The sequence below is a fragment of the Pseudoalteromonas sp. S4492 genome, from assembly GCF_005886115.1.
In the GTDB taxonomy this organism is placed as follows: domain Bacteria; phylum Pseudomonadota; class Gammaproteobacteria; order Enterobacterales; family Alteromonadaceae; genus Pseudoalteromonas; species Pseudoalteromonas gelatinilytica.
Genome location: NZ_PNCP01000306.1, coordinates 1 through 375, shown reverse-complemented (window position 1 = coordinate 375; position 375 = coordinate 1). Strand labels below are relative to the sequence as shown.

Sequence of the window (375 nt, the reverse complement as noted above, 5' to 3'; positions counted from 1 at the left end):
ACCGACCAGCATGCCTTCATAGACTTCGGTACCGTGACCGATGATCAGCTTGCCACGTTCCTGCAGGGTGTACAGGGCGTAGGACAGCGCCTTGCCCGGCACCATGGAGATCATGACGCCGTTGCGACGCTCGACGCCTGCGCCTTCCTTCAGATCACCGTAGTGATCGAAGCGGCTGGTCAGGATGCCGGTACCGGAGGTCAGGGTCAGGAACTGACCACGGAAGCCGATCAGACCGCGAGACGGGATGATGAAGTCCAGACGCACATGACCCTTGCCATCCGGGTTCATGTTGGTCAGCTCGCCCTTGCGGTAGCCCAGCTCTTCCATGATGGAGCCCTGGTGCTGCTCTTCACAGTCGATGATGACTTCTTC

1 pseudogene is annotated in these 375 nt (G+C 59.7%); it reads right to left on the bottom strand.

The annotated features are described in order from the left end of the window. Positions 1 to 375 (bottom strand): annotated as a pseudogene (locus tag CWC28_RS21670) (translational GTPase TypA); the annotation flags it as partial.